The organism is Bacillus cereus group sp. MG1, assembly GCF_040460035.1.
Classification (GTDB): Bacteria; Bacillota; Bacilli; order Bacillales; family Bacillaceae_G; genus Bacillus_A; species Bacillus_A cereus.
In genome coordinates this window covers 4,516,264-4,540,375 of the sequence record NZ_JARVGY010000001.1, presented here as the reverse complement: position 1 = coordinate 4,540,375, position 24,112 = coordinate 4,516,264, and the positions used below count along the sequence as shown (strand labels likewise).

Below are 24,112 nucleotides of genomic sequence, written 5' to 3'. Positions count from 1 at the left end.
GTGCGATCAGAGAAAATTTCCAGAGATTATCCGTACATGATACGAGCCCCTAAAATACAATTCTGTTAGAAATCTGTTCTCTATATTCTCTTTTATTTTATTTCTGATAGTTGATTAGCAACACTATCTAAAAATTTTTCTACCTTTTCTTTTGATGTATCCGGCGCATGATAACCGATCGTAAATGTAAGCCTTCCATTATAAGAGCTTGCTCCCATTGAAAAGAATGGTGCATACATAATAGGTGATGTCATATACCCGTCCTCAGCTTGAATTTCACCAAACTGAATAGATTCATCAGCGATTACTCCCAAATTTGTCAGTAACGGCAATGCCATTCCCATCTGTACAGCCTGTTCATATTGCTGATTAAACATTTCCTTCACTGTAGATAGCTTCATTTCTGCCAGTAACTCCATTCCTGCTGCTGAAGAAAGACCTGGATTTTGAGACTTTATTTTATCCATTGATTGTTTAACTCGAACAAGAGTCTGCTTAAATGTTTCATCGTCTTCCATTTTAATCACTGGCATTTCCATACCGGATAAATTGCAAATAGCACCAGTTGTATTATTAGGCAGATATCGACGTAAATCAATTGTCAAGCCAATCATTTTTTCTGCAGTGCGCGGTTCTGCATACACAGTGAAATGTGATAAAGCTCGGAAGTATGCAGTCATGATTACATCATTCAAGGTAGCCTGTTGAGCTTTTGTCCATTGGGTTAAACGTAGAGTTTGCTCATGGCTCAATCGCCGTACGGACATTTGGGGAAATTTATTTTTGTTAGGTTGAGATGGAAAAGACCATAACGATGCCTGTTGTTCTTGGTTAGGACGATACGCACTTTTTATGTCCGATATTCCAGCGTATTTGAATACATGTAATTGATCTCGACAACTCTCATTTCCCTCATCAAATTCCTTTATAATTTGCTTCTTAGACCGTCCCAATGAAAGGTGAGTATATATCGTTCCAAGCAATTTAATATATTCCTTGACTCCTGCACCATCTGAACATAGATGAGACAATTTCACAACTAACATATCTGTTGTAGTGCCCCGAAATAATTTCGTTTGAACCATAGGCCCCTGAATACGATCACCAGGTTCCTTAATAAAATCTATTGCCATTATTTCAAGTTCTTGATTATTTCCTTCTGCAAAAAAGCAAATAGATGAATTAGTGTCAGATGAATGTTCCTCCCAGTAAGGAATATCATTTTCTACAAACCGGCTGTTCAAAACTGGTTGCAATTGCAACGTTATCCTTACTGATTCTTCAAGTATTTCCTTGGATATACCTACAGGAAAATAAAGAACTGCATTAATTTGTTGATCTGCAGAATAAAGACCTAATACATAATTCATTCGATCTTGTGGTGTTACTGAATACTTTCTTTTCTCCATAATTCCGTCCCCCTTTAGGACTTTTTGTATAACCCTATTTTCCATATGCTTATAATTTTTCTAGTCATTTTTCTTCAAGAGCTAATAACGCTTATTTTTCGAATTTTTAACGAAATCATCTTCTCCGTATTGGTTGCATTCTTTTTGCAGGTGATATATTCATTATTTTATTGTTATTAACACTGCCTAACCTCACAATAAAACCAAACAATAATAAATTAAGTTTACATATACGTAAACATTTTATTATAACGTCTATAAATTATCAATATAGCAAATAAATCATTTTTATGTCTGTCAATAAAAAATAATATATTCAAGGGCCACTTCATCATAAAAGATTGATGTGCATGTAAATGTACCCATATCACTTTCAAAATAAGAATGAGAATTTTTTCAACAAAATAAGCTGCAGTTATTGATTTTACAGTAAGAAAAGCCCCTCCATTTTGAAAATGCGCAATCAAAATGAGTAGGGCTATTTCCAATTTAAATTTTATAAAAAAATGATTATCATAAATAATATTTTACTTTTTAGTCTACCTTATTATTTTCAATCCATTTTCCTAATAAATGAATGGATTTTATTCATATAATTTGAGGTGGTATCGTTGGTTTTTAAAAATAGAAAGCTTATTTTCAAATCAAATGAAAAAGAGGTAAAATTATAGATATTCATGTAGAAATTTCGTTTTGGGGATACTTAAAATCTTAAGGTGATGGGCATGTGGTGTTACACTTTAAAAGCTTTATAAAATTATAAAATTTATAGATATAGCAGATTTTCTTTATTAATAATCATTTGTATGTACGTTTACTCACATACATACAAATGATTTATAAAGCTACAATTAAGTGAAAACATCTTTTCCGTTACGATAACATCATAGCCATGTCTTCTGCTACATTTGTAATTAGTTTTAAACCAAATGTTTCTTGTAATACATCAAGCACGCCAGGTGAAATAAATTCAGGAGCCTTTGGACCGATGCGAATATCTTGAATCCCAAGACTAAATAGCCCGAGTAAAATGGCAACCGCTTTTTGTTCAAACCATGATAGCACAATACTTACTGGCAATTCATTCACTTCACATTGGAAAGCATCAGCTAAAGCAGCCGCTATTTTCACTGTAGAAATTGAATTATTGCACTGTCCTAAATCAATGTAACGCGGAATTTCCGTACCAGGTACAACACCGTAATCCACATCATTAAAGCGGAATTTCCCGCAAGAAGTTGTTAAAATAACCGTTTCTGGCGGAAGTGACGTTGCTAATTCACGATAATATTCTCCGCCTTTTCCCGGTGCATCACAACCGGCGATAACAAAGAAACGCTTTATTTTCCCCTCTTTTACTGCATCAATAATTTCTGGAGCTAATGATAATACTGTATTATGATGAAACCCTGTCACTAACTGTTCATCCGACTCCATATGTACTTCTGGAAGTTCTAGTGCTTTTTGAATTAATGGTGTAAAATCATCATTTTCAATTTTTTGTACACCTTCTAAACCTGCAATGTCATATGAAAAGAATCGATCAGAGTACGATCCTTTAATTGGCATAACACAGTTCGTTGTAGCTAATATGGCACCAGTAAATTTTTCAAAAAGGCGTCTTTGATCATACCATGCCTTACCGATGTTTCCTTTTAAATGTTTATATTTTTTCAGCTGCGGGTATCCGTGTGCTGGTAGCATTTCAGAATGTGTATAAATATTAATGTCTTTTCCTTCTGTTTGCTTTAATAGTTCTTCTAGTGCAAATAAATTATGACCTGTAACTACAATTGCTTTACCTTCTACACGATTTTGTGTAATTTGTACAGGCTCTGGCACACCAAAATGATTCGTATGTGCCTCATCTAATAATTCCATCACCCGTAAAGCTGATTTCCCCACTTTCATAGCCATATCAATATGCTCTTGTTCGTTAAAGTTAGAATTTGTTAATGTCATATATAAAGCTTCTTGTGTTGTAGCATCTACAAATGCATCCGTATATCCTAGCTGAGCAGCATGTGTGCGATAAGCTGCAATTCCTTTTAGCCCAAACACAATCGTATCTTGTAAACTCGCAATCGTTTCATTCTTGCCGCACACACCCATTACTTTACATCCGCCTGCTGGCGTTTGTTCACATTGATAACAAAACATATCATCCCACCCTCTCCCAATCATTCATTACACCTTAAGCATAATACCCATTGAAAAAAAGTGATGTGATATCAATCACAATAATATATAAAGATTTGTGACAGTTCATATTGTTGACATAATATTTTTATTGACACTAAAAAATATGCATTAGTGTACACACATCTTTCGATACTTTTAAATAGCTAATTAATTTGGAGAAATATATACAACGAAAAAAATTTTTGAATCCCATGTACAAATAGTTGCAATTCATCACATATGAAATAGATATAAAAATACGCTCTTCTTTCTATCATTCAATAGAAAGAAGAGCGCATTTGTCATTTTAAGGAACTATCATTTTTTATTAAAGTCTTTATTGTAAACCTTTTTATTTACAATACATTTACATTATCTTAACATTACTTACATTATTTATATGATGTATTTATATAGAAGCTACTTAAGAAATTTCATATACATTTTATCTTTATGATCTCTTATCTAATCAATAAAAAGATCATGTTATATTTTTATAACAGGGGTGAATTACGATGACTGAAACTTTAAAAACACTTATAATGCTTGATGCTACTTATGTTGTTATAGCAATTATGACAGTACTAGTATTTGTATACTTGGAATTAAAATCTCAGTAATATATGCTGACGTAATCAACAGATTCAGCATTTAAATATAGTTAGAAGAAAGAGAGGAGAAAATTATTTCTCCTCTCTTTTGTATTTCTACAATTTCTTATTTTAATAAATCCAATGTATATAAAAGTAATCCTTTGTTCCCTACTTCTCCATGACCAGGCACTACTACATTTATATTTCTATATCGCTTCAGCACATTCTCAATCGATGTAGACCATTCATTTACATAAGCATCCGCAACGTTTCCTAAATCTTTCGCGGACGTAGATTTCACTAAACAGCCTCCAACTAAAATATTGTATTGCGGTAACCATACGACAATATTATCTTCTGTATGCCCTTTCCCTGGATAAAATGTTTCTACTTTCATATTTCCAAACTTCAAATTTGTAACGGTTTGTAAATCTCCAAGTGGCTCTTCATATCCACTTTTCTTTGCTAGTTCTGCGGTTAATGCTGTACTATGCGCTTTAATTCCTCTTTCTTTCAACGTTTTTATTCCGCCAATTCGATCAGCGTGCGCATGTGTAATAATGACATCCGTTACACGCTTCTGAAACTTCTTTTCTACCATTTCTATTAGTTCCTTCGTTAATTTGTCATCCCAAGAAGAATCAACAAGTACTAACCCTTTAGAAGTATTAAGAACTAGACCGTTCGAAGGAACTGCTTCTCCATTAAAAGAACCTAACTCCGTATGAACCCATACATTCTTGTTTAACTGAGATATTGAAATGGTTCCCGTCTCATTTTTTATTACTGTTTTCTCTACCTTTTGTGATGCTTGTACAGAAGAAATTGTGCTAACAAATTGAATTGTTCCTAGTAAACCTACACATAATCCTACTTTTAACAACGTATTCTTTTTCATGTCATCAACCCTTTCCTTCAAGCCAAATAGTTATTACCTATATTAGACAATTTATCTTCAGTGTTTGTTCCATATAATTGAACACTTTATAATCGCGGCTTATGTAAATACACGCATGGTGCAGTAAAAAAGATCACCCAAATGGATGATCTTTTTTATAATTTATCAACATATTGCTTCGCTTCTAGTAAGGAAAAAACAAAAACTTCTCTTACTCTCTTAACTGCTGTAACTTTTTTGCCTTCTTCTACAAGCTGGCGTAGTTCTTTATTAATTTCAGGTTCTCTTTCTACAATTCCCATTTCTTTCGTAATTAATTGTAATCTATCTTCAATTCTCTTTAAACGCGCATCATTTTTCTTTTCAATTGTAGCTAATTTTTCAGCGATATAAATGAAACCAAAGGCTAATATTAGTATAACCATCCAGAATTCCATGAATGTTCCCCCTTACTAACTTTCATTTGTTTTATTTCACTAACTTATCAGCTTTAGTTATTGAAATCATTCATTCCTTACAAGGAAAGGGCAAACTAAAACTTTCTCAAAAATTTGTACTAGACATGATTTCTCCTCAAGGTTGCTCAAAATGGACTGGATTAGGTGTTTTTCTAGATGATTCTAATGAAGAATTACAGATTTATTCACTCGGATGGGGCGTCGGATTTCAATGTATGATGGTTTGTTATCCATACTGCGGGAATGGTGCTGTTATTATGACCAATTCCGATTTAGGTGTTCATCAAATGGAAGGGATCATTGGTGAGGTTGTAAAAACGTTATCCTTATATAGATAAAGAAGCTGTTCCTTCCAGCTTCTTTATCTATATAACATTTTTCGCAACAATTTTTATATGTTCTGGTGCGATAATTTCCGTTATACTTTCTTGGAAATCTTCCCGCAACATTTCTTCCAAATGTTCTAACTGCACTTCAACATGTGTGCATTCTAAATTATGTATATTTAACAGTGCATAATGATCTTTTTTCTTAATTACTAAATATTGATTTTCCTCTGTCACAAGTACAGAACCTAATCGGACTCCTAATAAGCGTTGATCATCAAACTTCATAATTACTTCTCCTTCCCTCATATAAACAAAACTACAATGAAAATAATTACATTTATGGAAAAACACGCTTATTTAGACTATATCATAATTTACTAAAATAGAAATATCTTTTTCTGTTTCAATAAAAATCCCTATTCTTTCATATATTTCGATACAAAAAACTTTCTCAACATTAAATTTGAATTTTCAGTTTTTAATTCCGTAAAAATCTATTATAATAAAGTTAATAAATGTTTGACCTCTCCTAATTCATGTACATATGGATGATCAGTAGTTATCGCTACTGATCTATTTTTTTGATTTCAGAAAGTACATACGCTGCATCCTTTCCTACACCACAAATAAGTGCGGAACCCCTTTGAGATTGCCATGGTAAACCGATATAATACAATCCTTTTACTGGACTGATTCCCTTTATATGATTAGGAAATCCTTTCTCATTCACTGCCTGTTCAATTTCAATCCAATTATAATTTTGTACAAAACCAGTTTACCATAAAGTAAACGCTCCTTCATTCTATCTTCCCAGTCTTTAGCGCCTGTGCCCAGTCATATCTTTCTTGTTGAACAGCCAATCCAGCAGCTTCTTCCCAATTATAAGGAACTGAAATTTGTTCAATTGTCCATTCTCCCAAAACCTTTTCTATCACTACATATTTTGCATGCGGAGTTCCTGATTCCATTTTATGCATAACAGGTAACTCATCTTTGTATGCTGGAAGTCCTACACTTCCTGGATTTATAATGATCTTTCCGTTCGCTAAATAAACAACTCTAGGAATATGTGTATGACCACATACTATTATTTTTTGTTCTATATTTTGGAGTTGATCCATTATATTTTTTTCATTCTTTAATATTGCACCATTCTCATTTATCTCTTCTAACAAATACACTTCATCTGAAGTTGGCGTACCGTGACAACATAACATATCGTCTACAATAAATTGTGAAGGATGTTGTTTTAACCAATCTATATGATCTTTTGTTAATTGATTTTGGACAAAAGTTAGTGTAGCAGACTGCTCTTGTATTGTCTCCCAAAGCATGCGATCACAATTACCTTTAATATGTATCATCTCGCTACTCATTAATATATCGATTGTCTCTAAAGGATCTAACGGCCCATACACACTATCTCCTAAATTTATTATCATTTCGACCTTGCGACGTGTAATATCTTTTAATACCGATTTTAAAGCGTGACTATTTCCGTGGATATCTGAAATTATAGCTATTTTCATCTTAATCCCTACTTTAATATATTATTTATAAACATCCGCAGCCAATTCCCGCAAAACTTCTACATTCACTACTTCAAAACAACCATTGTTTTTGTTAATTATATTTTTATCACAAAAGAGATTCAAAGTACGTAATAAATGCCGATAACTCGTTCCTAACAACTCCGCTATTTCCGTTAAATTCCCACTAAACACAATTCTATTTTCATGCTGAACTGCTCGTTCTCCTGCTGCTAACATGTAACTCGCAAGTCTATTTTCAAGCGGATACAATAAATTAATTGTACTGTTTTTGGAAAGTCGGTTTAATTTATGTGCCAATGATCCGCAAATACATCTTAAAAATTTCGCATCATGAAATAGCTTATTTCTCACCTTTCCTAAAGGTAAACCCACACAATACGAATCTGCCATCACTTGTACGTTTGAAGTGATTCTTTGAGAATGAATTAACTCCACATCTCCAAGTAACTGCAAACTATCATAAAAACACAGTAATACGGATTTCCCATTACTTAATGTGTTAAACGCTTTCGCTTTTCCTTCAACAAAGAAATATAAATAATCTATCTCTTCATTTTCTCTACAAATAAACTCATTCTTTTTAAAAAATATAAGTTCCATATATGGCTTCATATCATGACTAAAAAATGAATCAATATTATTTTGCTTTATATACTCCGCTAATTTAATAGAATTACATACTTTCTTCATAGTTCCCCACCTTTACAACTCATCCCCATTGTAATCAAAATTTTCTTCTTCCACTATGACATATGTCATAACAATACACAATTTCAGCATGATACAGTCATTACAAATATGAAATATAAAGGGGATATTACATTGTATAACTTTCTTTCTGTCTTTATTGGTGTGCTCATCGCCGTTATGCTTCCATTGAATGGAATTTTATCCGAGTTAATTGGGAAGTATACAGCAAACGTTGTCATTCACCTTGTCGGTTTAATTGCAGTTATCTTCATTTTAATCATAAACAAAAATAAAATTCGTTTCGATAAAAGTATTCCACTTTTTTTATATAGCGCTGGAGCGATTGGAGTATTCACTGTTCTTTTTAACAATATAAGTTTCTCCGTCCTTGGTGCTTCTATTACGATCGCATTAAGTTTACTCGGTCAATCTATTGCTTCCATCATTATCGATCATTTCGGCTTATTAGGAATGAAAGTTGCAAAGTTTGAAAAGAAAAAACTAATTGGATTATGTTTCATCTCTTCTGGAATTATAATCATGACAATTTATTAATGGGGGCAAGAAAATGTTATATATTACGATCGCTATTTTAGCTGGTGTTTCTATCGTTGTTGCTAGAATTATTAACGCGAATTTAGCAGCAAAAATCGGAAATTGGGAAGGCACGTTTTTTAATTATATTACTGGATTATTTTTCTCTATGTTATTTTTAATTTTCAGTTCAGATTCATTGTATATTCCAATGCAGACGTTACAATCTATTCCTATTGCTGTGTACTTAGGCGGATTAGTAGGCGTTATCGTTATTTCATTATCCAACTATATTACTCCTAAAATATCAGCCTTTTATTTAACATTACTCATCTTTATCGGACAATTATTTGCGGGGACTATTATTGATTTCTTCCTGACAAATGAACTCTCAATCGGTAAAGTTATCGGTGGCATTTTCGTATTAATTGGGCTCACTTACAATTTACTCATAGATCGCCCGATAAAAACTGTGAAGCATAACCAAGTTCAACTATAATACTTTACGCTTACCTATCATATATTAATAGAAAAGCTCTTCACACGAAATAATAGAGAGGAGAAAACCCTATTAAAAAAATTATTTTATTGCTAGGTAGCGTATTAATTATTTGTGGAATTGTATGGTTTGTAAACTCGGGAAAATCTATTCAAGATCTCTATACTGCAAACAAACCGAAAAAGAAAGCTACTATTATTTCAAGCTCGCGAGATCCAAATGAGCCCCCTGCTTTTTTAGGAAAGCAGGAAATAAAAGATATACATGTAGAATCAATTAAAACAAAAAAGGATATCTTTCTCACAAAAACAGATGAATTAAAAACATTTATTAACAGTATGAATACCGCAAAAAAAGGCAAATTAACATTGGATGAAGAAGGATCAGATTTAATAGATTGTGATATGTGGATTACTTTCGAGGATGGAACTTATAAAAAATATTTCATATGGGTAGTTGATCATCACAGCAGCGAAGTGATGATTGCTCAGCAAGATACTCCTGATGATGTAAACCTTACGTACTATCAGTTAAACGAAGATAGTTCAAAAAAAGTTTATAATTTATTTAAAAAAATTATTTAAACGAAAAAGTCATGAGCACGCGAACTCATGACTTTTTGCACTATATATATTCCGGGAACACTCTACAACTCTTTTCCTGCTCTATATCATGACCAAAGAAAATAATTGGTTTCTCTTTTTTCACAACTTCTTTTAAACGTTTAATTGAAGATAAAGCTAATTCTGGATCAAATCCTGCGAACGGCACTTCATCTTCAAAATTCTCTTTCGTGTACGATGCATCAATCGTTAATAAAACTGAACCGGATTGCTCCGTCTCAATGAATAGCGACTGATGGCCTGGAGAATGACCTGGCGTATACAATAATTGAACACCTGGTACCACTTCATAATCCCCTTCAATAATTTTGTAGTTCAAATGCGGTAATATACATTCTTTCATATATTCTTCTCTATGAAGTGCTGCCTCATATTCCGTTCGCTGCACAATAATTGGTGTATTTGTAAAAGCACCGTTTCCTCCTGCATGATCAAAATGTAAGTGAGAACTAATAATATATAAAAGGTCGTCCGGCTCATACCCTACACGCTTTAATATATTCACGATTCTATCTTCTTCAGTCATTTTCGGTAAGATCTGTCCTTCAACAAATGTACCGTTAAAAAGCCCTTCATTATTAACTGCACTTTCTGGCATACCTGTGTCTACTAAAATAGGACCTTCTTCCGTCTCCAAAAGATAACACCACACCGGCAAGTTTAATAGTTTCCCCGGTGTTAACGCACTGTTAACAGACGAATGATCCAACATGCAACGACCTGCTGGGATGAAATAAAGTTTCTTTACTGTCATTATGTATCCACCTTTACATTTAGTTTTGGATAAAGTAATACAGTAAAAAATTCTTCTTTTTAGAAATAAACTCCTTCTAGACTATCAGTACAGCTTGCATAAAAAAAAGGGTATTTTTTTACATAGCAGTATTTCACCATCTATAATATAGAAGTAAAGAATTCTTACTTTAAATGAAACATTAACACCGATTAACGCTGAAAACTTAAAAAAAGCACATGCACTACTTGAAAGCGGGCACACCATTGGGAAAATCGTATTAGAGAAATTTTAATCATGATAGTGATAGGTAGTATGTGAAATTATATTAACGATTTTTCGAATATATCTATCACAAATCAAATTATATCAACGATTCGACAAGTTATATCGATTTATCGACAAATAACAACAATAAGAAAAGGCTGTTCCAGATGAACAGCCTCTTCTTTATTTACTTGAAATCTCTTTATTATTTTGAACGTCTAACGGAGCTCGCTTTCCTATTCCGAAAGCATAGAAACTAATTGTAACGATAGCTAAGAAAATAATACCTACAACTAATGAAATGCGTGTATCATCGTTAAACCACATTCCGATTAATACCATAATTAAAAAGGCAATTGTTAAATAGTTTGTTACAGGAGCAAATGGCATTTTGAACGGATGATCTTTCATCTCTGCTCCCTTTTCTTTCCTAAAACGAATTTGACTAATTAAAATGACGAACCATGGTACCATACCAGGAAGTACACTCGCACTATATACATATACGAATAAGTTTTTCGGTGCGATGTAACTTAAAACAACACCAACCGCCAGACCGATAATTACGCCAACTGTACCAAATAAAGGCACACCATTTCCAGAAAGTTTCGTGAAATATTTCGGTGCTTGTCCATTTACACCTAACGTATACAGCATACGTCCAGCACTATAAATACCACTATTACAACCAGACATTGCTGCTGTAATAACAACGAAGTTAATAAGGCCAGCTGCTGCCGTAATACCAACCTTCGCAAAAGTTGCTACGAACGGGCTACCAATTGTACTTAATTGATCCCACGGATACACAGTTACAATAACGAAAATAGCACCGATGTAGAAAATTAAAATACGCCAAATTGTACTTTGAATCGCTCTTGTAAGTGTCTTCTTTGGATCCTTCGCTTCACCAGCAGTAATACCGATTAATTCCACACCTTGATACGCTCCAACTACAAGTGATAATGCAAAGAAGAATCCTGAAAAACCACCTGTAAAGAAACCGCCATTTGACCAAAGATTAGATATGCCAATCGCTTCTCCGCCGTTACCAATTCCGAAGAAAATAAGGCCAAATCCTGCAATAATCATTAATAGAATCGTAACGATTTTAATCATCGCAAACCAAAATTCAAATTCACCAAATGACTTAACAGAAATTAAGTTAGCTGCACCAAGAATAACCATTGCAATTATACCTGGTATCCAAGCTGGTAAATCCGGGAACCAATATTGCATATACGCTCCAACCGCGATAATTTCTGACATCCCAACGATAACCCACTGGAACCAGTTACTCCACGCTGTCATATAACCAGCTAGTGGATGAATATACTTATGACCGAATGTCGCAAATGAGCCTGTACTTGGCTCCATATACAACATTTCTCCCATGGCACGCATGATGAAGAAGATGAAAATACCTGCAATTGCATAAGCAAGCATTACTGACGGACCTGTCCATTTAATTGTGCTGGCTGATCCCATAAACAAACCAACACCAATCGTTCCGCCTAAAGCAATCATTTGAATATGACGTGCTTCTAAACCTCTTTTCAATTCTTTGTTTGCCACTTCACTTCCCCCTCTTAGATGATTCATAGCCGCATTTTAACACAAGATGCTTTCCCCTAACTCCTTTCGGCCCTGAAAATGATGAAGCAAACGTCATTTTACACTAGCTTTAAAGCTATCCTAAAATCGTTTTGTGCTCCTAATAAAATTCTCAAAACCTTTCATCTTCCAATATTCTATAAATCTTAAAATTACTTATCTTATATTAATTCATTAATCTGAAAAATTCAATTATTTTTTCAATAAATTATTATACATAAGTCTGATTAATTTTTAACTAAATTAACAATAAAATACATCTATTCAATATGATTCCGGCATGTATATTATTACAATATAAATAACCGAGGAGATGCTATCTTCCTCGGTTTCATATCTCAAATACTTCAACCTTTATAGTTGATAACGTAATTTCCCACACATTCGATTCATATACCAATAAGAAATTTAATATATTAATAAACTACTAACTTCTTTACCCCAGCCAAATTTTGAGGCAGAAACCTTTCTGCCTCAAAACAACGGGATAAAATGTAAAAGAGTCTCATTAAAAAATGAGACTCTTTTACAATTTCATATTTAAATCGATTTCGAAGTTTGCTTACCAAAGATAAATACCCTAGTAAACACTGCCATTATAACTACAATAACTAGAAAATAAAGTGGCATCACCAGTAACGAGCCCGTATGCAATTGACTCATTCCCCAAATTGTCATCGTTACAATTACATAGTATCCTAAGCTAAACAACGCTCCAGCTGTACCAATGACATCTTGAAAATCTACTAACGCTAAACTTAAACAATTAGGTAACGCTACTCCAATTCCTAATAGCAATATAAACATCGCTATTAAAAATACAACCATATATATTACATTCGGATTTGATCCCACAAACGTAATAACAGATAAAAAGATAGCTCCTCCTGTCATTACGAGACAACCGATATATATAATTTTCTCTGGTTTATAAGTAGCAAGTAAACGTTTTGAAATTTTCGCTCCAACAATAGAAGCAGACGCTACAACAATTCCTAGAAATCCATACATACTAGGCGATAATTGAAAATATTCAATAAAGATAAACGGCGCTTCTGCGTAATAGCTAAATAAAACACCATTTGCTCCTCCAATTAACAACCCATATGTTACCACTTTCGGATTTGTAATTAACCTCTTCAAGACTGAAAATACATTTATTTTATTCGTTACTGAGCCCGTTTTTGTTTCAGGAAGAGAAACAAACGTATACAGAAAAATACCGATACTCATAACTACTAAACTTAAAAATACTATTTTAAATCCAAACATTTGATCAAGAAAGCCACCAATTAACGGTCCTATCGCTGGTGTAAAAGCAATGACTGCCGAGATTTGAGCAAACATAACATGCCTCTTATGCCCTTCTACACTTTCACGAAGAATCGTTTGCGTCACAACTGATCCTGCACTTGCTCCAAACGCTTGAATAAAACGACTTACCAATAAAACTTCAATGGAATTTGCAATAAAGCACAAGAAACTCCCAGCGCCGTATACAACAATTCCAAATAACATTGCCCAGCGACGGCCAATTATATCTGATAGCCATCCAATAAAAAATACACCTAAAGCAAATCCAGCAAAATACACACTAAGCGTTAACTGCACCTCATTATTACTTACATGTAACGCCTTTGAAATGTCCGGTAAAGACGGTGTGTAAATCGTTTCACTAATTTGCGGAAATGCGACAAGAATAATCATTAACAAAAGTGATGGTACTGAGACTTTTTTCATTTTTCATACCCTCCTATAACTTTGAAAATCTCAGAAATAAAAAGACTTTCCTTAGCTACGGAACAGGAGGGGCCATTATAGAAATCCGGTCATAAAACAACAAAGAAAACACCTCAATTACGTATGTTAATACTTATAGGAGGGTAATATTAACATCGATTTTTAAATATACTTTTTCAATTATATTACATATTAATTTTATTTTTCTAGTATTATCATTTCGAATGCTCTTTTTATATTAGTGAACAAATAATAAACGCCATAAAAGATAACAACTTGATATGAACGCCTTATTATGGAATAATTAGAAATAGTTTGAATTAATAAACCTGATTATAAAATGATAGACTCATATATTCCTAATGTCATAAAGTTGAACAAGTAGGAGGACTTTCGTAATGATTGAAATTTTAAGGACAGTAGTAAACTTCCTAATTTCTCTATTCTCAGGAGAATTACCCTTTGTGTATTATGTATGGATTATTACCCTATTCCTAATTCAAATAATCCAATCTACTCTGAACTATAAGCTTTTTAACAAGAAAAACAATTTCAGCACTTATATATCGGAAGGATTACTTGCTTTTATTATTTTATTGTTTGGAGGAATATTAGTATCTAAGTTACTTGCTTACATAATAGACGATTCTACTATTAGTATGACGAATTTAACACATTATTTTGTTTCTCTTATCATATTAACTATATTTGTTGTAATAACCTGTGTTAAAGACTTTATAGAGGCATCTATAAAGAATAAAAATATATCTCTTTTGAGCTTTTTAGTAATTTCCTTCATAACAAGTATACTTTCATTCAAGTTTTTATCACCTTTAATTGAAGGTTCTTTTTCTCTTTCTAAATCTTTTATAACTACTTTAATCATTCTAGTAACTATATCAATCCCTCTATTAATTTCCTTAGAGGATAAGTATGCAGACGAAAAGGAAACGGAAAATTTATAGTTTCTCATTTACATAAAAGAAAGAGGGAGCTCCCCTCTTTCTTTTCTATCGTTCTATTTCACAAGACTAAATCATTCCTTTTAATATTAATCCTAAAACTGACATTATTATCGCGCTAATAATAATTCGCAAAATCCAAGTAGTGTTTGTACTTATTTTTTCTAATTGCTTATTGATTGTTGCTATATCTTTCTCATTAATAGTGGTACGCGTTTCTAAATTTCGAATGTCTCTCATAATTTCTTTTTGCTCCGCCTTGAGATTGTCAATTTTAGCGTAAACATCTTCCATATATTCACACCCTCTGTTCATCTTAATAGAAAAATCTATATATATTATGAGACAACCCTCTTATCTGTGAATACGTTGCGTATATCCGCGTACCAAATTTTTTGTACAATCTAATTGAATTACTCACACGTTTCCATTCTTCTATTTATAAATTAGCGTTGAGATACATTAAAATTAGAAAAGGAATCCCTTGTTTATTTAACAACAAACAAGGTGCAATCCACCATTCGGGAGCACCTACGATAATTTCTATTGTTTTCATATTTACAACTCCATATAATCAGTATGATTTTCTGAAGAAGCCAATTTTTGAACTGCTTAAAGTATACTAATATGAATACGAAATAGCTGTATTGATAAACTCTCTAGAACAATAAATATACTGGCTGAAACGGATCTATATCCAATATTTTTTCCAGTAACATGAATGGTTATTTCTGATAAATGCGTTTGTACATCATTGTTTTCAAAAATTTCATCCTCAACCTTTACAATATCTGCTTCACAATCTACTTCTTTAAAAGTTTTCAATAATTTTGTTTCCAATAAACTACAATCAAAGCTCTCATCTTTTATTACGGCAAATTTAACCTTCATATCGATTTCCCCATTTTTAACAAACTAAAATCACTAAATCAATATAAATATATATTATTCTATTAAATAATTCAAAATATACGCTTCTTATATACATTATTAAAAATAGGTTCTAAAGAATTAAATGAAAAAAGAAATTACATATACAAATCCCCTCTTTCAACCAATCAATATAGAATTCCCTTATGCCCAATGATTAAAATCTTTTCATATTAAAGCCGTAGATTCTAAGGACTTTTTGTTTTTATATTGATAAGTCATTTCTTGAATTTTGTATCATCGGAATTAATAATATAGTAAAACAAATTAAATATTAGGCGTTCAACTAATCTTTCATATAATTCGTCTCTTAATTATTTTGCTCATTGCGCTTTTTTATTTTCCTCACTATTTCAACTAAACTTTGTGTAATAATACATATTTCAAATACATTATTTCCTTTCACTCATACTTTTATCATTGAGTTTTTATTCACAAATTCGTAACACATATATATGAGTTATCATGCTAAAATTAGTTTATTCACAAAAAGAAGTTCTTCTTAATAAATCAATCATTTTTAATACCCTGTTTAAAGCCTTGCCCCCCTGCAAGGTTTTTTCCTATTTAAATAGAGTAGTAGTTTTCGTTATGCTTCTCTCCCCCTTGTTCCTTACCCTACAAATAATACTTCATATTTATTTTAATTTTTCAGCATCCGTACTCGCTCTGTTCGAGAGCTCTTTACCAAATATTCAATCTAATGATAAGATTGACCAAATTGTAGAGTAGGAAGCGAGCGCCTTGTCATATTGCTATGATAGGTTTCTCAAAACCCCTCACCGAACCGTACGTACTCCTCTCAGAGTATACGGCTCTCCATCAATTGCTTGTCAAAGTTATTTTTTTCTGTTTTTCGCTATAAGTTCTACTCTCATATCATAGTGAATTTCATTATGGCAATCCTCACATACGGCTAATGTTTTGCGTCTACGGGCAATCATTAATTTTTGCCATTTGGCTTTGCCTTTCTCAACATCTTTCATTTTTCGGACATGGTGCATTACTAAGTTAGAATCGGTTTTACCACAATGTTCACATTTGTTGGCTGACAACCTATCCATAAGACTAGTTGTTGACATATGAACTCTTGAGGCTAACAAGTTGTCGATGTTATTTTCTTGTGTTTTCATCTTAGTTATATCAACCATTCTAAATCCTTCCCTGTAGAAAGAATGAGAGTGTTGTTTGCCTTTTTTATCTTTGTAATTGACTATGAATACACCGTTTTTGCAATATTTCCCCTTAATTTTTCCGATTGAGCTTTTATATTTATTGGCGAATGTTTTATACATGCTGTATTCTAGAACGTAACTGAATTTTTGGAGTACCGTTGAATTAACTGCATATTTGTAGTAGTTGTACATCCCTCTGATCTGTAATACATAATTATGTAGTATTTCCAAATCATCTAGGTGTGCCATTTCCGGTCTATGCTTTGGTTTCCAAGTTTCTTTCCCATTCACATACTTCATTTCTAAAACATTCAGGGCAAGTAATTTATTTCGCCATGTTTCATGGGGGATTTCAAGTCTTACTTTTAGATTGTGATGTCTTCTTTTTGCACCTTTCACCGAGTATTTGGTAAATAACTCGTTTCTAGTGATATTGACGTTGTACCCAAGAAATGTTGCTTTCTTGCTAGAGTGGGTGATAAGTGTTTTTTCTTCTGATAAAGTTAATTTTAATTCTTCATTGAGAAATTGAGCTATATCAGATTTAATGGCTTTGGCATCATCTTTACTGCCGATTATCATTACAATAAAGTCATCAGCATATCTAACATATTTTAGTGACTTAAATTTATCCGACATTGGATTGTAGTAGGGACGTTGTCCCCTTTCCTTAACCCATTCGTTGACTTGCTCGATTAATTCCTGAGCTTCATTGTGTTTACCTTGTTCTCTTAGTAAGTCTGCTTTCTTACGCCCTCTTTTTATTTTGAGGTGTAAGTATTGATATCTTTTATCAACTTCTCTGTCTTTTGGTTGACCTTTTCCGAACTTTTCAGCGTATTTTTCCATGTATATATCTAGTTCGTTTAGATATATGTTGGCAAGAAGAGGACTGAGAATCCCTCCTTGTGGTGTTCCACTGAATGTTTTGTGGAATTGCCAATCCTCCATGTACCCAGCTCTTAGGAACTTCCATATTAATCCGATGAGTGTTTCGTCATTGATACGTTTTCTTAGTAGGTTAATTAGGATATGGTGGTCGATATTGTCAAAGAAACCTTGAATATCACCTTCAATAAACCATTTAGTTCCATTACCACTCTTTTTAATTTGTTTCAAAGCTGTATGACAACCCCTATTTTTCCTGAATCCATGTGAGTTCTCAGAGAAGTTTGGTTCATAAATTGCTTCTAAGATATACTTTATTACTAATTGGACAAGTTTATCGTCAAATGTCGGTACCCCAAGAGGACGTTTTTTCTTACTCCCTTTTTTATCAATATATACTCGCTTAACAGGAGTAGGTTTATAGTTACCATTTTTAATGTTGTTGATGATTTTAGATACTCTATTTTTTGAGAAGCCATCAACAGTTTTATTTATGGTTCCTCTGGTCATATTACCTGGATTGGCATATATTTCTTGATAACCTTTATAGTAGAATTCTGGATTATAAAGATTTCTATATAATCTTTTGAACTTATAGTTTTCTTTAATAGTATTCTTCGACAAGGTGTTCAATACATAAACTGGATTTCTCATCAGCATCTCGCTTCCTTCCTGTTTATTATCATCATGAACTAATTGACTACCTTCCTTCGCCATCCTGATTTCACAACCATGACCTAACGTAATTTGTCATACGTTAGTGTGATAGGCTTTCCCTATCTCTGACTACTACGAAGGCTCCGTTACCATATGGAATATTCAAGAGCCACATTTCTTGGTTTTTACCTTGAAATCATCCTCTATAGCCATAAATGGCGCTTCCACTTAGGTAATCCCCATTTAGTACCTTGTAAATAGTTTGTAGTAATGTCGGTTGGGACTTTCAATCTTTACTAATGTACTTTAGTTGGTTCTCTAGTGTGAAACACACCTCTCTCCACAAAAAATAGATGAGCTGAACTAGAGACATATCGTTTCAATGTCTATTTCGATATGGTCGTCGATAAGACCCCTTGATTTATCCTTCACGCAGTTTAGCATTCAACCTTGTTTACCACGGTACACCTAGAAATTCAGTCGCACTCATGACATTAGAGTGACTTATCCCGTTGCAGCCATGCTACACTCCCCGCTCACTTTCGATTACGGATAAGGCTACCGGTGTCGGGTTGTTATCTTGTTTCACTTCACCCGCTGATTTACTAAATCAGAGTTTACAAGGCCCTTATGGGCGCACAATATTTTCGTCCATAACTGTATCAAAAAGTACACTAAAGAAAAAATAGCACTCTCACAATTAAGTAAACGCGAGCTTTTTCTTCTATCTACTTACTATTTAAGGTTAATAGTGATATAACCAGATTTAAAAATTCGACTTAAATTCATTGATGAATGGAGAGGTTTATATGAAATTGAAAGACAAAGTAGCAATCATAACTGGTGGTGCAAGTGGAATTGGCGAATCTACTGTTCGTCTTTTTATCGAAGAAGGTGCAAAAGTAGTTATTGCTGACTTTTCTGAACGTGGAAAAGAACTATCAGATGAATTGAATGCACATGGATATAATACGTTATTTATTAAAACTGATGTAACAAAAGAGGCAGATATTAAACAGCTAATTCATGAGACAGTAAGTACATACGGTAAATTAGATATTATGTATGCCAATGCCGGCGTTGCTGATGATGCACCAGCAAACGAATTATCCTATGAAAAGTGGAAAAGAACTATTGATATTAATTTGTCTGGGGTATTCCTTTCTGATAAATATTCGATTGAACAATTCCTTAAACAAGGTACAGGTGGTGTCATCGTTAACGCTGGTTCGATTCATAGTTTTGTTTCATTACCTACCCCAACAGCATACTCCTCTGCAAAAGGTGGTGTGAAACTATTAACTCAAAATTTATGTACTGCCTACGCTAAATATGGAATACGTATTAATGCGGTGTGCCCCGGTTATATTGACACCCCTTTACTTGGTAGTGTTAATCCTGAACAGAAAGAATATTTAGCTTCACTTCATCCACAAGGCAGACTTGGAACACCAGAAGAAGTCGCTAAAGCTGTCTTATTTTTAGCAAGTGATGATGCTAGTTTTGTTAACGGTACAACACTTCTTGTTGATGGAGGCTATACTGCACGTTAATTTAAAAATTTTGAAGCACCCTAAGAAATATATAGTCTTCAACAAGAAAAAGCGCCATCACAAGTGACGGCGCTTTTTCTATGTAAGAGCAACTAGAAGGTATCCTTCTAGCCTACTCCCATTTATAAGTCCAAAACTGTTCAAGTTGCAGCCATTTTAATGTTGCTGCATCTTTGTTTTTTATTTTTGCATGCGTGTCTTCAAGCATTGCTTCTGTTTGTGAACGGTGCGCACCTAATGCAGTTAATTTATGATCAAATACTTCACTAATGTTATTTACAACATCCGGTTCTCCTAATACTGCTTCACGATTTTTCGTAATCGCAACAGCATGGATAACTGGGCGCTCTTCTTTTGGCATACGTGATACAGCGCGAACGACAGCGCGGCCAAATGCATTATGATCTGGATGTACACCGTGCTCTGGATAAAATGTAATAATTCGAGATGGATTTACTTCTTGAATAATTGCTTCAATTTTGTCAGCAACGAAATCAACATCTTCAAATTCTAACGTTTTATCATGGAAGCCAAGCATTCTTAAATCTTTAATACCCATCGCTTCACAAGCATCTTTCAATTCTTTCTTACGGATATGTGGAATCGTTTCACGGTTAGCGAATACGTTCTTACCCATGTTACGTCCCATTTGTCCTAGAGTACCACATGCATACGTTACAGGTACTCCTTGATCTGTTAATAAGCGAATTGTTCCTCCCGCAGCATATGCTTCATCATCTGGATGCGGAAATACAACAAGTACATGTCTCTCCATAAGTTTCCCTCCTTCTTACTTAAATGGTGTTAAGCTTAACTCAAGTGCAACTGCTAGACGACCTAAATTATCATGTCCAGCTAATAATAAACGCTCTTGATCGTCTACTTCCCAGTGCGTAATACCTTCAGCATATACCCAACCGTGATCCATTTTCAAACCAACTCGGTATGGATTTGTTCCAGTTATCTTCCCGCGTTCAAAACGGATAATCGCATTTCGAATGAAAGCACCAACTGTCATCATCTTTTCATTTATGTGTGATGCATACGCTCCGTTTGTCGTTTCTAAATGAATATATACATCTTTATTTACAAAACGTTCAATTTCATTTTGAATAAGAGAACTATCTTTTACTATTTCCATCGGAATTCACCTCTTTAAACCATTTTACGCAAAAATAATGTAAATTGCTATCTCTATATTAGAGGACAACGCTCACTTTTCCTAATAATTTGCACTGTGTTTTTTATATGATATGTAAAAAATACATTTTTTCCTTCACTTTGTTAAATAGTTTTCTTTCTTTTTTGAATTTGCTACAATATATTTTATCCCGTATTATTGCAGCGAGATACATTTCGACAATTGAATACATAATTTAAAGAAGGTGACATGATTGGAACAGTCAGCACATGAAGTAGCAAATTGGCAATATTATTTTGCAATTGCCGTATTTTTAATCACGTACGGATTTATTATTTCTGAGAAATTGAATCGTGCTGTAATCGCACTATTCGGTGCTGCTATTATGATTATTTTTGGAGTTGTAGATTTACATACTGCTTTCACATCACATATTCAATGGGAAACGATTACCCTTTTAATTGGGATGATGATTCTCGTACATATTACGAGTCAATCAGGCGTCTTTGAATTTGTGGCCATTAAAGCGGCAAAAGCAGCTGGTGGAAAACCGATTCGCATTTTATTATTACTATCCCTATTAACTGCTGTCGGATCAGCATTTTTGGACAATGTAACGACTGTTTTATTAATCGTTCCTGTTACATTATCCATTACACGTATTTTAAAAGTAAATCCTGTGCCTTATTTGATTTCAGAAGTGCTGTTTTCAAATATAGGCGGAACAGCAACATTAATCGGTGATCCACCTAATATTATGATTGGATCAGCAAACAAGCATTTAGACTTTAACGCCTTTTTACTTAACTTAGCTCCAATCGTAATTATTATTTCTATCGTGACACTTGGCATTATTTACTTCATGTATCGTAACAAACTAAAAACAACACCTGAACAAATCGAAAAACTAATGGCATTAAACGAAAAAGATTACATTAAAGATCAAAGCCTCCTTTTAAAATCTATTTCGATTTTAGGACTAACTATTTTAGGCTTCGTACTTCATTCGATTATTCATGTAGACGCTGCTGTTATCGCGATGACAGGCGCTACACTTCTTATGTTAATCGGCGTGAAAGAACATGATATTGAAGATGTATTTGCCCATGTTGAATGGGTAACCATTTTCTTCTTCGCCGGATTATTTGTTCTCGTTGGCGGGTTAATTGATATCGGACTTATCTCTTCACTTGCAAGAGAAGTAATCGACGTAACAAACGGTGACATCGGATTCGCAGCTATACTTATTTTATGGGTATCTGGCATCGCATCTGCGACAATCGACAACATCCCATTTGTCGCAACGATGATTCCTCTTATTCAAGACTTAGCTACAGGACTCGGACTATCTGTCGATTCTCCGCAAATCGAAGTACTATGGTGGGCGTTATCTCTTGGAGCTTGCTTAGGAGGAAATGGAACACTAATCGGTGCATCTGCAAACGTAGTCGTTGCTGGTATTGCAAAACGTGAAGGACATGGCTTCTCTTATATGGACTTCTTAAAAATTGGTTTACCATTAACTATTGTTGCACTCTTGTTATCACATGCTTATATATATTTACGTTATTTAATGTAAAAGTTGTATTGCATGAAATTATATCGTCAAATACAAAAGGTTTGCAGCATCCGTGCTGCAAACCTTTTTTCATCACCAAAATATACCGATAATTGCTAAACCACCTAAAATCATACCACCAATTTGTCCGACAATTGTTGGTGATAATTGAACACCTTTTCTCACTTCAACAACTGGTCTTTCGTGCCTTAGTTGCTGCACTTCACTTTGAAGTTGGTGCACACTTCCGTGTAACTCTTTAATAAGTTCTTTTAATTCGGCGACCTCTTCATTTACTGGTTTTGCCTTTTCTAAATTCATTTTACATGACTCCTTATAAATTCAATCAACACACTGTAAATTTTCGCCAATTACCATTATATCTCCTGCATACTACATATATAATTTCGAATGTACTTTCTAACCTTGCAGCTCTATCCATTCATCCCGCAATATCCCCATAATCATACGGTCAAAACACTTCCCATCTCTTTGAACCGCTTCTCTCATACAGCCTTCCATTTGAAAACCCATCTTTTTATACAATGCAATGGCAGGTTTATTATACGAAATAACATCGAGACCGATGCGGTGTAAATTCAATTCATAGAAAGCATACTTTAGAATAAGATGTATTGCTTCTTTCCCATATCCTCTTCCTCTATCATTCGCATCTCCTATACCAATGGCTAATAAACCTGTTTTGTTATTCCACTCTATACCATGAATCGCCACAAAACCAATTAAGCGATCTTCTTGAACTGTCCTTACCATGAAAGAAACACTATTCGATCTCCGTCCTTTTAATAACTCATCACTTGCTATTTCTTGTAACGATTGCGGAAACGCTACATCTGTATCGACATTTCTTAAATACTCACTATCCTCTTGCCACATAACCATTACTACAGCATCTGATTCTCTAATAGCGGATAATTTTACAATTTTATTTTGAAAAAGATTCATCGTCATTTCAAACTCCCCCTTTTTTAATAACGGGGATACTTATTTTAGCCTATTTATCCCCTTGTTCCATAAACTGCTTTATAAACGGGATACTTACAATAAGCGCTGACATTGGCACATCTCCTCTACACGAAATTAACTTCATTGTATAATTTTTCGTT

Annotated in this window: 23 protein-coding genes and 3 pseudogenes; 8 read left to right on the top strand and 18 right to left on the bottom strand. The window is 33.7% G+C overall.

From position 1 onward, the window contains the following. Window positions 1-92: 92 nt before the first annotated feature. From QCI79_RS23705 to QCI79_RS23690, 4 genes are all read right to left on the bottom strand, one after another. The gene (locus tag QCI79_RS23705) at window positions 93-1,409 is read right to left on the bottom strand and encodes a condensation domain-containing protein (RefSeq protein ID WP_021728187.1); all 1,317 of its coding nucleotides are present in this window, start codon (window positions 1,407-1,409) and stop codon (window positions 93-95) included. Between the two features lie 873 nt (window positions 1,410-2,282). Next, entirely contained in the window at window positions 2,283-3,569 is a 1,287-nt protein-coding gene (gene hcp, locus QCI79_RS23700) for a hydroxylamine reductase (RefSeq protein WP_002101147.1), read from the bottom strand. Window positions 3,570-4,307: 738 nt separating this feature from the next. Beyond that, on the bottom strand, window positions 4,308-5,081 hold the full coding sequence (bla2, locus tag QCI79_RS23695) for a BcII family subclass B1 metallo-beta-lactamase (protein ID WP_000742473.1): 774 nt from the start codon (window positions 5,079-5,081) through the stop codon (window positions 4,308-4,310). Between the two features lie 155 nt (window positions 5,082-5,236). Next, window positions 5,237-5,518: a hypothetical protein gene (locus QCI79_RS23690; protein ID WP_000397718.1), complete on the bottom strand. Its 282-nt coding sequence runs from the start codon at window positions 5,516-5,518 to the stop codon at window positions 5,237-5,239. 38 nt (window positions 5,519-5,556) lie between these two features. Here QCI79_RS23690 and QCI79_RS23685 point away from each other — a divergent pair. Next, window positions 5,557-5,877 (top strand): annotated as a pseudogene (locus QCI79_RS23685) (penicillin-binding protein); the annotation flags it as partial. 27 nt (window positions 5,878-5,904) lie between these two features. On the opposite strand, the gene QCI79_RS23680 reads toward QCI79_RS23685, so the two are convergent. The 4 genes and pseudogenes from QCI79_RS23680 to yeiL form a co-directional block, all read right to left on the bottom strand. Continuing rightward, a complete protein-coding gene (locus tag QCI79_RS23680) occupies window positions 5,905-6,153 on the bottom strand; it encodes a hypothetical protein (RefSeq protein WP_000666948.1) in 249 nt (82 codons plus the stop codon). Between the two features lie 280 nt (window positions 6,154-6,433). Then, window positions 6,434-6,643 (bottom strand): annotated as a pseudogene (locus tag QCI79_RS23675) (oxidoreductase); the annotation flags it as partial. Window positions 6,644-6,665: 22 nt separating this feature from the next. After that, window positions 6,666-7,397: a metallophosphoesterase family protein gene (locus QCI79_RS23670; RefSeq protein WP_000684249.1), complete on the bottom strand. Its 732-nt coding sequence runs from the start codon at window positions 7,395-7,397 to the stop codon at window positions 6,666-6,668. 21 nt (window positions 7,398-7,418) lie between these two features. Continuing rightward, window positions 7,419-8,111 carry a transcriptional regulator YeiL gene (gene yeiL / locus QCI79_RS23665; protein WP_000754825.1) on the bottom strand — a complete coding sequence of 231 codons (693 nt, stop codon included), beginning with the start codon at window positions 8,109-8,111 and terminating at the stop codon, window positions 7,419-7,421. Window positions 8,112-8,219: 108 nt separating this feature from the next. Here yeiL and QCI79_RS23660 point away from each other — a divergent pair, with 108 nt between their 5' ends. The 3 genes from QCI79_RS23660 to QCI79_RS23650 all read left to right on the top strand — a co-directional run bounded on the left by QCI79_RS23660 (window position 8,220) and on the right by QCI79_RS23650 (window position 9,728). Further along, on the top strand, window positions 8,220-8,666 hold the full coding sequence (locus QCI79_RS23660; RefSeq protein WP_031303540.1) for a DMT family transporter: 447 nt from the start codon (window positions 8,220-8,222) through the stop codon (window positions 8,664-8,666). A gap of 13 nt (window positions 8,667-8,679) precedes the next feature. Then, complete coding sequence (locus tag QCI79_RS23655) at window positions 8,680-9,144, top strand: DMT family transporter (RefSeq protein WP_000965802.1); 465 nt, start codon at window positions 8,680-8,682, stop codon at window positions 9,142-9,144. A gap of 89 nt (window positions 9,145-9,233) precedes the next feature. Continuing rightward, window positions 9,234-9,728 carry a YhfM domain-containing protein gene (locus tag QCI79_RS23650; RefSeq protein WP_000901695.1) on the top strand — a complete coding sequence of 165 codons (495 nt, stop codon included), beginning with the start codon at window positions 9,234-9,236 and terminating at the stop codon, window positions 9,726-9,728. A gap of 40 nt (window positions 9,729-9,768) precedes the next feature. Here the strand turns inward: QCI79_RS23650 and aiiA are convergent, their stop codons facing one another. Then, window positions 9,769-10,521, bottom strand: coding sequence for a quorum-quenching N-acyl homoserine lactonase AiiA (gene aiiA, locus QCI79_RS23645; protein WP_000216581.1), 753 nt, complete (start codon window positions 10,519-10,521; stop codon window positions 9,769-9,771). A gap of 166 nt (window positions 10,522-10,687) precedes the next feature. Here aiiA and QCI79_RS23640 point away from each other — a divergent pair. Beyond that, window positions 10,688-10,795: pseudogene (locus tag QCI79_RS23640) on the top strand (zinc-binding alcohol dehydrogenase family protein); the annotation flags it as partial. Window positions 10,796-10,950: 155 nt separating this feature from the next. On the opposite strand, the gene QCI79_RS23635 reads toward QCI79_RS23640, so the two are convergent. Together QCI79_RS23635 and QCI79_RS23630 are read right to left on the bottom strand one after the other, a co-directional pair. Beyond that, entirely contained in the window at window positions 10,951-12,342 is a 1,392-nt protein-coding gene (locus QCI79_RS23635; RefSeq protein WP_001284405.1) for an amino acid permease, read from the bottom strand. Between the two features lie 579 nt (window positions 12,343-12,921). After that, a complete protein-coding gene (locus tag QCI79_RS23630) occupies window positions 12,922-14,121 on the bottom strand; it encodes a multidrug effflux MFS transporter (protein WP_000758001.1) in 1,200 nt (399 codons plus the stop codon). A 398-nt stretch (window positions 14,122-14,519) separates the two neighbouring features. Between QCI79_RS23630 and QCI79_RS23625 the strand changes: the two genes are divergently transcribed. Then, entirely contained in the window at window positions 14,520-15,086 is a 567-nt protein-coding gene (locus tag QCI79_RS23625) for a DUF5823 family protein (RefSeq protein ID WP_000570036.1), read from the top strand. A 66-nt stretch (window positions 15,087-15,152) separates the two neighbouring features. Here QCI79_RS23625 and QCI79_RS23620 read toward each other — a convergent pair whose 3' ends face one another. From QCI79_RS23620 to QCI79_RS23610, 3 genes are all read right to left on the bottom strand, one after another. Continuing rightward, the gene (locus QCI79_RS23620; protein WP_000390458.1) at window positions 15,153-15,377 is read right to left on the bottom strand and encodes a hemolysin XhlA family protein; all 225 of its coding nucleotides are present in this window, start codon (window positions 15,375-15,377) and stop codon (window positions 15,153-15,155) included. A 318-nt stretch (window positions 15,378-15,695) separates the two neighbouring features. Beyond that, on the bottom strand, window positions 15,696-15,974 hold the full coding sequence (locus QCI79_RS23615) for a hypothetical protein (protein ID WP_000865018.1): 279 nt from the start codon (window positions 15,972-15,974) through the stop codon (window positions 15,696-15,698). Window positions 15,975-16,852: 878 nt separating this feature from the next. After that, window positions 16,853-18,730, bottom strand: coding sequence for a reverse transcriptase domain-containing protein (locus QCI79_RS23610; protein WP_309009757.1), 1,878 nt, complete (start codon window positions 18,728-18,730; stop codon window positions 16,853-16,855). Window positions 18,731-19,542: 812 nt separating this feature from the next. Between QCI79_RS23610 and QCI79_RS23605 the strand changes: the two genes are divergently transcribed. Then, window positions 19,543-20,286: an SDR family NAD(P)-dependent oxidoreductase gene (locus tag QCI79_RS23605; RefSeq protein ID WP_000768017.1), complete on the top strand. Its 744-nt coding sequence runs from the start codon at window positions 19,543-19,545 to the stop codon at window positions 20,284-20,286. A 112-nt stretch (window positions 20,287-20,398) separates the two neighbouring features. Here QCI79_RS23605 and bshB2 read toward each other — a convergent pair whose 3' ends face one another. Both bshB2 and QCI79_RS23595 read right to left on the bottom strand, forming a co-directional pair. Beyond that, a complete protein-coding gene (bshB2, locus tag QCI79_RS23600) occupies window positions 20,399-21,061 on the bottom strand; it encodes a bacillithiol biosynthesis deacetylase BshB2 (RefSeq protein ID WP_000439483.1) in 663 nt (220 codons plus the stop codon). 15 nt (window positions 21,062-21,076) lie between these two features. Then, complete coding sequence (locus QCI79_RS23595) at window positions 21,077-21,427, bottom strand: YojF family protein (protein WP_000407045.1); 351 nt, start codon at window positions 21,425-21,427, stop codon at window positions 21,077-21,079. A 253-nt stretch (window positions 21,428-21,680) separates the two neighbouring features. Here QCI79_RS23595 and QCI79_RS23590 point away from each other — a divergent pair, with 253 nt between their 5' ends. Then, on the top strand, window positions 21,681-23,006 hold the full coding sequence (locus QCI79_RS23590) for an ArsB/NhaD family transporter (protein ID WP_000437992.1): 1,326 nt from the start codon (window positions 21,681-21,683) through the stop codon (window positions 23,004-23,006). Between the two features lie 72 nt (window positions 23,007-23,078). On the opposite strand, the gene QCI79_RS23585 is transcribed toward QCI79_RS23590, so the two are convergent. Both QCI79_RS23585 and QCI79_RS23580 read right to left on the bottom strand, forming a co-directional pair. Further along, entirely contained in the window at window positions 23,079-23,306 is a 228-nt protein-coding gene (locus tag QCI79_RS23585) for a coiled-coil domain-containing protein (protein ID WP_001047304.1), read from the bottom strand. A gap of 99 nt (window positions 23,307-23,405) precedes the next feature. Then, entirely contained in the window at window positions 23,406-23,957 is a 552-nt protein-coding gene (locus QCI79_RS23580; protein ID WP_000178468.1) for a GNAT family N-acetyltransferase, read from the bottom strand. Window positions 23,958-24,112: the final 155 nt, after the last annotated feature.